Raw genomic sequence first — 7267 nt, forward strand, 5'->3', positions numbered from 1 at the left:
TCATTCTCCCGGCATGATTGCGCGACCTGTTTGGTACGCACGATTTGAAATTATTTTGGAGGCCATCACCGCTGCCGCCACGAACAACGCCGCCTCAAGTATGAAGACCGACGCAAACGCCTGAGGTGTGTCGATCGTCTGGCGCAACAGATCCACGGCGGCAGCACCCAACAAACCTCCGAAGCCGGCAGCAATCGCCTGGGCTGCACCCCAAAGTCCCATGCGCGTACCTTCACGCGCCTCGCGGCCTTCGCCCGCAAGGGCCATCATCGAGCCGATGGCAGCCACCGCGAACATCCCGTTGAATAGACCAAGAAGCATGACGGCGGGCACAAGACCGGCGATGGAAAGCTGTCCGATAAGCGAAATTATGGTAAGTGCACCTGCGGAACCAAGACAGCCAGCAACGACCCAGCTTCGAAGCGACCCAAAGCGGAAACCCGTTGCTGCGATGCCGACGATCAGCATGCCAACGAAGACGCCGCCGTTCTGCGCCCCCGAAAGCGATGTGGATTCTCCGGGTGTGAAGCCGAAGACGAGTCCGGCATAAGGCTCCAGGATAAGCTCCTGCATGAAATACGCGCTCATGCTCAGGAACACGAAGATTGTGAAGTGCCTTGCCTTTGTTTCGCTCCAGATCTCTGCCAGACCTTCACGGAAAGGCATTGGCTCCGGCGGCGGTCCTGCTTTCACGCCGCGTTCTATTCCCCAAACAGCAAGCACTGTCATCAGGACCGCGCCACTCGTGACAATACCCACGATGCGCAGAAGCAGCGCATGAGAGTACGGGTCGAGAAATGCCCCGACCGACGCCGCCGTGACCGCGATGCCAAAAATCATCATTAGCCAAGTGATCGTTGCGGCAGCCGGCCGGCGATGCGGTGCGGTTGCGGTTGCAAGCAAAGCCAAAAGCGAAGTGCCCGACGCTCCAGCTCCTAGGCCGATCAGGGCATAGGCCAGAATGCTGAGAGCTAAACCCAACCAGAAACTGCTTTCGAAGAGCGGAATCGCCGCGGCCGCCAGCATGGCTCCCACTGCCAATATGACTATGCCGCCAATGATCCATCTTGTCCTGTGACCGCCCTGGTCCGACAGGAAGCCCCAGTTCGGCCGAGTGATCTGGATACCGTAGTGTAACGCTACAAGCAGTCCGGGAAGGACTGCGGGCAAAGCCAGCTCGACGACCATCAGCCTATTCAGTGTGGATGTCGTCATAACAACAATCGCGCCAAGACCCATTTGGACAAGGCCAAGACGGAAAATCGAAAGCCATCCCAAATTCATGGCACGATCTCCAGATTTCGGATGGCAAAGGCGGTGATCATCATGCCGGTAACATAAAGGGATACACCGGTCGCATTGTACCAAGGCGCCTTGCCCTTCGGGTCACGGAAGAGAACACGCATAGCCCCGAACTGAAGCAGAAGTGCTGCCGTTACTGCCAAGGCAAAGAACGGCCGACCCCAGATAAACAGCAGCACAATGACCAGCATCTGTGGCAAGGCCATTACCGTGCAGGCAATCTTGGCGGCAACCTCGGGACCGACAACAACCGGCAAGGACCGCACGCCCGTTGCTCGGTCACCTTCGAGCGCCTTGAAATCGTTCAGCGTCATGATGCCATGCGCGCCAATGCCATACAGGATTGCCACAACGACCACGGGAAACGACGGTGCTCCAAGACTCAAAACCGCAGCTCCCGTGAACCATGGCAAGGTCTCATAGGACAATCCCACGAGACCCGGTCCCCACCAACCCGAACGCTTCAGGCGGATCGGCGGCAGTGAGTAAGCCCAAGCGGCAAAGACAGCCACCACCGTCGCCCCAAAACCCCACGGGCCAAGCAAGCGGCCCACGAATAGCGCCAGCACTGACATTCCAATTGCAACTGCCAAGGCCCATGGCGCCGGAACGCGGCCTGACGGGATCGGTCGATTGGGCTCATTGATTGCGTCTACATGCCTGTCGCACCAGTCATTCGCCGCCTGGCTCATTCCACAAACCAACGGTCCGGCGAGAATGACACCCAATGCGACAAGACCCCATCGTTCCCCAGGCCAGACACCCGCGGAAACGATCCCGCACAGATACGCCCACATCGGCGGGAACCATGTGATTGGCTTTAAAAGCTGTACCAATCCCTTGGCTTCCGGCCAGCGACGGCCTCCAATATGAGATGAGTGTAAATTTTCGCTGACAGTCATAGTGTAAATTACACACTACAACATTGAGTCTGGCAAGGAGAGTCTGACGTGTGTGTTGAACTGCCCTAGTCTTCTTTGTTCAGAAGACCGTACTTCCGCAGTTTGACATAAAGGCTTTGCCTGCTGAGACCCAACATCTCGGCAGCTGCAACCCTGTTATTCCGGGTCAGTTCAACCGCGGTTTCGATACACATCTTCTCGACAACGTCAGTCGTGTCCGACACGATCTCTTTCAGAGATGCCGATCCAACAAGCTCCATGACGCTCGCCACGCCTTCCTCAGACATCGCAGGTCCTGGCTTGCGGATTGCTTCCGCGCGACTTGCGTCGCGAATGACAAAAACAACAGAAGGATGCGCCCTGTCATTCAACCAAGTTGCTGACACCTCCACCGGCAGCTGGCTTCCATACTCGGAAACAAGCTTGGTCGAGTAGATCCTCATTTGACCGACACGCCGCGCGTTCTCGATCAGAACCTTGAGATCAACCGCACCGCGCGCAAGAAAATCACCGAAAGACCGGCTTTTCAGCCGTGTAAGATGAGAGGCGTCGACAAAACCCAAGAAACTCTCGTTCGCTGTCTGTATGAGACCGTTCTCATCGGCAAATACGATGCCCTCGACGCCCTCCTGGTAGAACGCCGAGAGGTTTTCGGCCAACTCGTCCTCCGAACCACTATCCTCCTCGGTCGCAAGACGACAAAGCAACATCCGCTCACCAGCAGCACGAAACGCAGTGGACATCACGCGCAACGCTCGCTTCGAACGCCGTGCGGTGACCTCAACCGGCTGGCTGGACTCGGCCAGAGCCTGCGCGGCGAAATTGGCCAGCAAGTCTCCCCGGCGACGCCCATCGAGCTCGTGCGCAAGGATCGATCCCTGCAGATCTTCCACTGAAGCTCCAAGATATCCGGCGGCAGATGTGTTTATATCGATGATCCGTCCCGTGGACTGATTGACGAAGAGAAACGCATCGCGAGCGGCCTCCATGACGACCCGAAGTCTGGTGTGATATTCACGCTGGACTTCATAATCGTTCTCAAGCGCCATCTGCGCCTTGACCAGATGCTGCTGCATCTCCGCAATCGGGCGCAGATCTCGTCCAAGCATCAGGATCACGCCATCTGGGCCGATGGCATGGAACGAGTATCGGATCGGGAATTCCAGATCGACATCTCCGGCATGGTTCAGTTCAATCGCCTGATCCGCCGGCCCTTCTTCCATGAAGCGTTCCAGTTGAGCTTCAAGCTTGGGAATGCTCTCGACCGTCAGTACTTCGCGGACATCGCGGCCTTCCCAACTGTCCAGGGACCCAAAAGACGGGTGATCAGGATTGACTAGAACGCTGAGGATTCGCCCGGTCTCGGAAATGACGATAGAAATATCAGACGCCTTGGAGATGATATCGCCAAGGACATCAGGAGCGATCAATGGAATCGATCCACTGCTCCAATATTTTGTCCCGCGCGAAGTCACCGGCCATCCCCTCCGTTGAACATCTGGATGCACATCGCTCACATACCCTTCGGACTTGCGGGTACTCCGGCGTGAAAAGTTTTCAGCCGGCATGCCCTGATAGCCTCATGAACGTCCGAAGTCGCGACATCTGCACCTGTTAACGCCTTGACGTCCTGAGAATGTCCGACAACCGGACCTCCAATGACGATCGGCGTGTTCCTTCTCGTCTGTTTCCTTATTTTTTCAACAAATTTTGCGAGTTTATCAAGGCTTTCAATATGTGAGGCCGAAATCATGACTGCGTCATATCGATCCTGCTGCAACTCTCGCAACGCGTCCGCTTCGGAAACGCCAAGCAACAGGCGGACGGAAATACCCAAACGCCGCAATTGGGTCGTCAGAACCATGGCGCCCAAGGTGTGGTATTCGTCAGCAAGAACCACCACCGCGATTCCGGACTCGTTCTTCATGTCTGTCGGGTAGTGGAACTCGGTAGAAAGGTCTCTTAACAGAGACTGAAGTCTGGCGGTCCCAATCGTGACATCCGCGAAACCCAGCTGGTCCTCACACCACTGTTCGCCAAGTTGACGGGCAACCTCGGGAATGTAGTGATCCGCAATATCCTCCAGAGAAATACCGGCCGCCCGCATCTCTTTCACGATACTGAACCGTGAGTCTAAGTCGCGATCGATCGCAGCACTCCTGAGACGCCGCAAATAATCTCCGGAAAGCACTCTGGGCCTGGCAAATCGCTTCTTTGCCAAAAGATTTAGCGCCTGGCTTGCAAGGCTCTCGACCGACTGGTCGGAAACAAGCCTCGACACGTTGCGCTGCGATTCTGGGCCGTCCGTCATAGGCCTGTCCTTGCAAGCTGTAAGATACGCGCTGCCATGATGGCCGCGACTCCTCAAAAGCTCGCTATCTCAACTGTCGCGCCGTTCAGACAAAATGTCAAAGTGAATTGACATACTGAGACGCATCGCCCCCTAGGCGATCATGTAGGTCACGTAGATCAGCCAATTATTTCAAGAAAATTTTCGTCTTGCAGCCTGCTTTCGGATGTCACGTCATCGGTACATATAGAGTGTAAGTTTAGATTGACACTTTTGGGAACTCACGGGTACCTTTCCCTTACACAAGCCCGAGGGAGGCGACGGATGGCTGGTCCGGAAGCTGCGACAGCGCCTGCAATGCGGATTTATACTTCAGAGGAGAGAGCCCGCAGAGACGCGACACCATGGACCATCGTTCAGGGAGTCTTGGCCCCTTTGCAGTTCCTCGTGTTCATCGTTTCGCTTGCCTTGGTCCTCAGATACCTGACAACCGGCAGCGGCTATGAGGCCGCCACGATTTCGATCGTACTCAAAACCGGCGTCCTCTACGCCATCATGATTACCGGATCGATCTGGGAAAAGGTCGTATTCGGAAAGTGGCTCTTCGCACGTCCATTCTTCTGGGAGGACGTGTTCAGCTTCGTCGTTATTGCGTTTCATACATTATATATATGGGCTCTTTTCGATGGCACATGGTCGCCAGAACAACTCATGACCATCGCCTTGGCGGCCTATGTCGCATACGTGATCAACGCCGGTCAGTTTCTCCGAAAACTCCGACTCGCCCGGCGCGAAGCCGGCGTTACCGCATGACGGCCACCGGAGCATATCAGGCCGACAGTGGCTGTCGGGACGCTCCTGTCCTTAAGGAACGCGGCCAGCACGAAGTCTTCTGCGGATTGACGGGAATCATCTGGCTCCACCGCAAGATGCAGGATGCCTTTTTCCTCGTCGTCGGGTCTCGCACCTGCGCACATCTCCTGCAATCGGCCGCGGGCGTCATGATTTTCGCAGAGCCCCGATTCGGCACAGCGATTCTCGAGGAGAAGGATCTCGCCGGCATGGCGGATGCGCACGAGGAGCTTGATCGCGAAGTCGAGCGCCTCCTTTCCCGCCGCCCGGACATCAAACAACTCTTCCTGGTCGGGTCATGCCCATCGGAAGTGATCAAGCTTGATCTCGCACGCGCAGCCGAACGTCTGAACTCTATTCATGGTCCCAATGTTCGCGTTCTCAATTTCTCGGGTTCGGGAATCGAGACCACGTTTACCCAAGGCGAGGATGCTTGCCTGGCGGCATTGGTTCCTCAGATGTCCGCAACCGACGAAAGGCAACTCCTTCTCGTTGGCGCCCTGCCCGACGTCGTTGAAGATCAAGCGCTGCGTCTTCTTGCGGATATGGGCATCCGGGCCGTGTCCTGCCTTCCGTCAAGGCGGGCCGGGGACCTGCCATCCGTTGGCCCCAATACTTATTATGCAATGTGCCAGCCTTTTCTTGGTGACACGGCCGCCGCACTCGACAGGACAGGTGCAAAACACATCGCCGCCCCTTTCCCCTTCGGCGAAGAAGGAACGACGCTCTGGCTGCAGGCTGTCGGAGAAACCTTCGGCATATCCCACGAACACGTGACACAAGTAACGGAGGCGCCCCGCGCCCGAGCCCGCGCCGCCCTTGCCCGCCAAGCCGAAACGCTCCGAGGCAAAAGGATTTTCTTCTTTCCGGACAGCCAGCTTGAAGTCCCCCTGGCTCGTTTCCTGACCCGCGAATGCGGGATGGAAGCCGTCGAAGTCGGAACGCCCTTCCTTCACAAGACTCTGACCGGACCGGACCTCGATCTATTGCCGCGGACCACCATTTCCGAAGGCCAGGACGTCGAAAGACAACTGGACCGCGCACGCAAGGCTCGTGCCGACATCACCGTTTGCGGACTTGGTCTCGCAAATCCCTTGGAAGCCGAGGGCCTGACCACAAAATGGGCCATCGAACTGGTTTTCACACCAGTTCATTTCTACGAGCAGGCCGGCGACCTTGCCGAACTCTTCGCCCGACCGCTCCGCCGAAAGGCTCTGCTGCAGGCAAGCCACCCGAACAGATTGGTGGCCGCGGAATGAAATTGACAGTCTGGACATACGAAGGCCCACCCCATGTCGGCGCCATGCGCGTCGCCACCGGGATGAAGGGCCTGCACTACGTGCTGCATGCACCCCAAGGCGACACCTATGCCGACTTGCTCTTCACCATGATCGAACGGCGGAACCACCGTCCGCCGGTCACCTACACAACGTTCCAGGCCCGCGATCTGGGCTCCGACACGGCCAATCTGTTCTCCAAAGCCGCCCGCGAAGCCTACGAAAGGTTCCAGCCGCAAGCCATGATCGTCGGGTCATCATGCACGGCGGAATTGATCCAGGACGATCCGGGCGGTCTGGCGGAGGCAATGGGCTTGCCTGTTCCTGTCATTCCGCTCGAATTGCCGTCCTATCAGCGCAAGGAAAACTTCGGCGCGGACGAAACCTTCTTCCAAATCGTACGGCACTTGGCCAGGGAACAGCATCGAACCCCGACCATAACAGCCAATCTACTTGGTCCGACCGGTCTTGGCTTCCGCCACCGGGACGATGTCGTCGAAGTCACTGCTCTCCTGAATGACATGGGCGTCGATTTGAACGTCGTGGCACCAATGGGTGCCTCTCCCGAAGACATCCAGCGCATCCCCGCAGCCCACTTCAATGTTCTCCTCTATCCCGAGACCGGAGAAACGGCTGCCCGCTGG

At 57.1% G+C, this 7267-nt stretch carries 7 protein-coding genes; 3 read left to right on the plus strand and 4 right to left on the minus strand.

What is annotated here, in order from left to right; all coding sequences use genetic code 11:
• The 4 genes from ACKLNI_RS02995 to ACKLNI_RS03010 form a co-directional block, all read right to left on the minus strand.
• Positions 1–1284 (minus strand): BCD family MFS transporter, encoded by a 1284-nt coding sequence (locus ACKLNI_RS02995; RefSeq protein ID WP_413717521.1) that lies wholly within the window; start codon positions 1282–1284, stop codon positions 1–3.
• On the minus strand, positions 1281–2204 hold the full coding sequence (gene chlG / locus ACKLNI_RS03000) for a chlorophyll synthase ChlG (protein WP_413717522.1): 924 nt from the start codon (positions 2202–2204) through the stop codon (positions 1281–1283). Before chlG ends, ACKLNI_RS02995 begins: the two co-directional genes overlap by 4 nt.
• A gap of 65 nt (positions 2205–2269) precedes the next feature.
• A complete protein-coding gene (ppsR, locus tag ACKLNI_RS03005) occupies positions 2270–3634 on the minus strand; it encodes a transcriptional regulator PpsR (RefSeq protein WP_413717523.1) in 1365 nt (454 codons plus the stop codon).
• 83 nt (positions 3635–3717) lie between these two features.
• Positions 3718–4515 carry a cobalamin B12-binding domain-containing protein gene (locus tag ACKLNI_RS03010; protein WP_413717524.1) on the minus strand — a complete coding sequence of 266 codons (798 nt, stop codon included), beginning with the start codon at positions 4513–4515 and terminating at the stop codon, positions 3718–3720.
• Between the two features lie 303 nt (positions 4516–4818).
• Here ACKLNI_RS03010 and bchF point away from each other — a divergent pair, with 303 nt between their 5' ends.
• The 3 genes from bchF to ACKLNI_RS03025 form a co-directional block, all read left to right on the plus strand.
• Positions 4819–5307, plus strand: a complete 489-nt coding sequence (gene bchF / locus ACKLNI_RS03015) for a 2-vinyl bacteriochlorophyllide hydratase (RefSeq protein ID WP_413717525.1) — start codon at positions 4819–4821, stop codon at positions 5305–5307.
• Positions 5304–6605 carry a ferredoxin:protochlorophyllide reductase (ATP-dependent) subunit N gene (locus ACKLNI_RS03020; protein WP_413717526.1) on the plus strand — a complete coding sequence of 434 codons (1302 nt, stop codon included), beginning with the start codon at positions 5304–5306 and terminating at the stop codon, positions 6603–6605. Before bchF ends, ACKLNI_RS03020 begins: the two co-directional genes overlap by 4 nt.
• A partial coding sequence (locus tag ACKLNI_RS03025) for a nitrogenase component 1 (protein WP_413717528.1) occupies positions 6602–7267 on the plus strand: 666 nt, incomplete at its 3' end. The genes ACKLNI_RS03020 and ACKLNI_RS03025, both read left to right, overlap by 4 nt.

The organism is Silicimonas lutimaris, assembly GCF_047314965.1.
In the GTDB taxonomy this organism is placed as follows: domain Bacteria; phylum Pseudomonadota; class Alphaproteobacteria; order Rhodobacterales; family Rhodobacteraceae; genus JAVJUV01.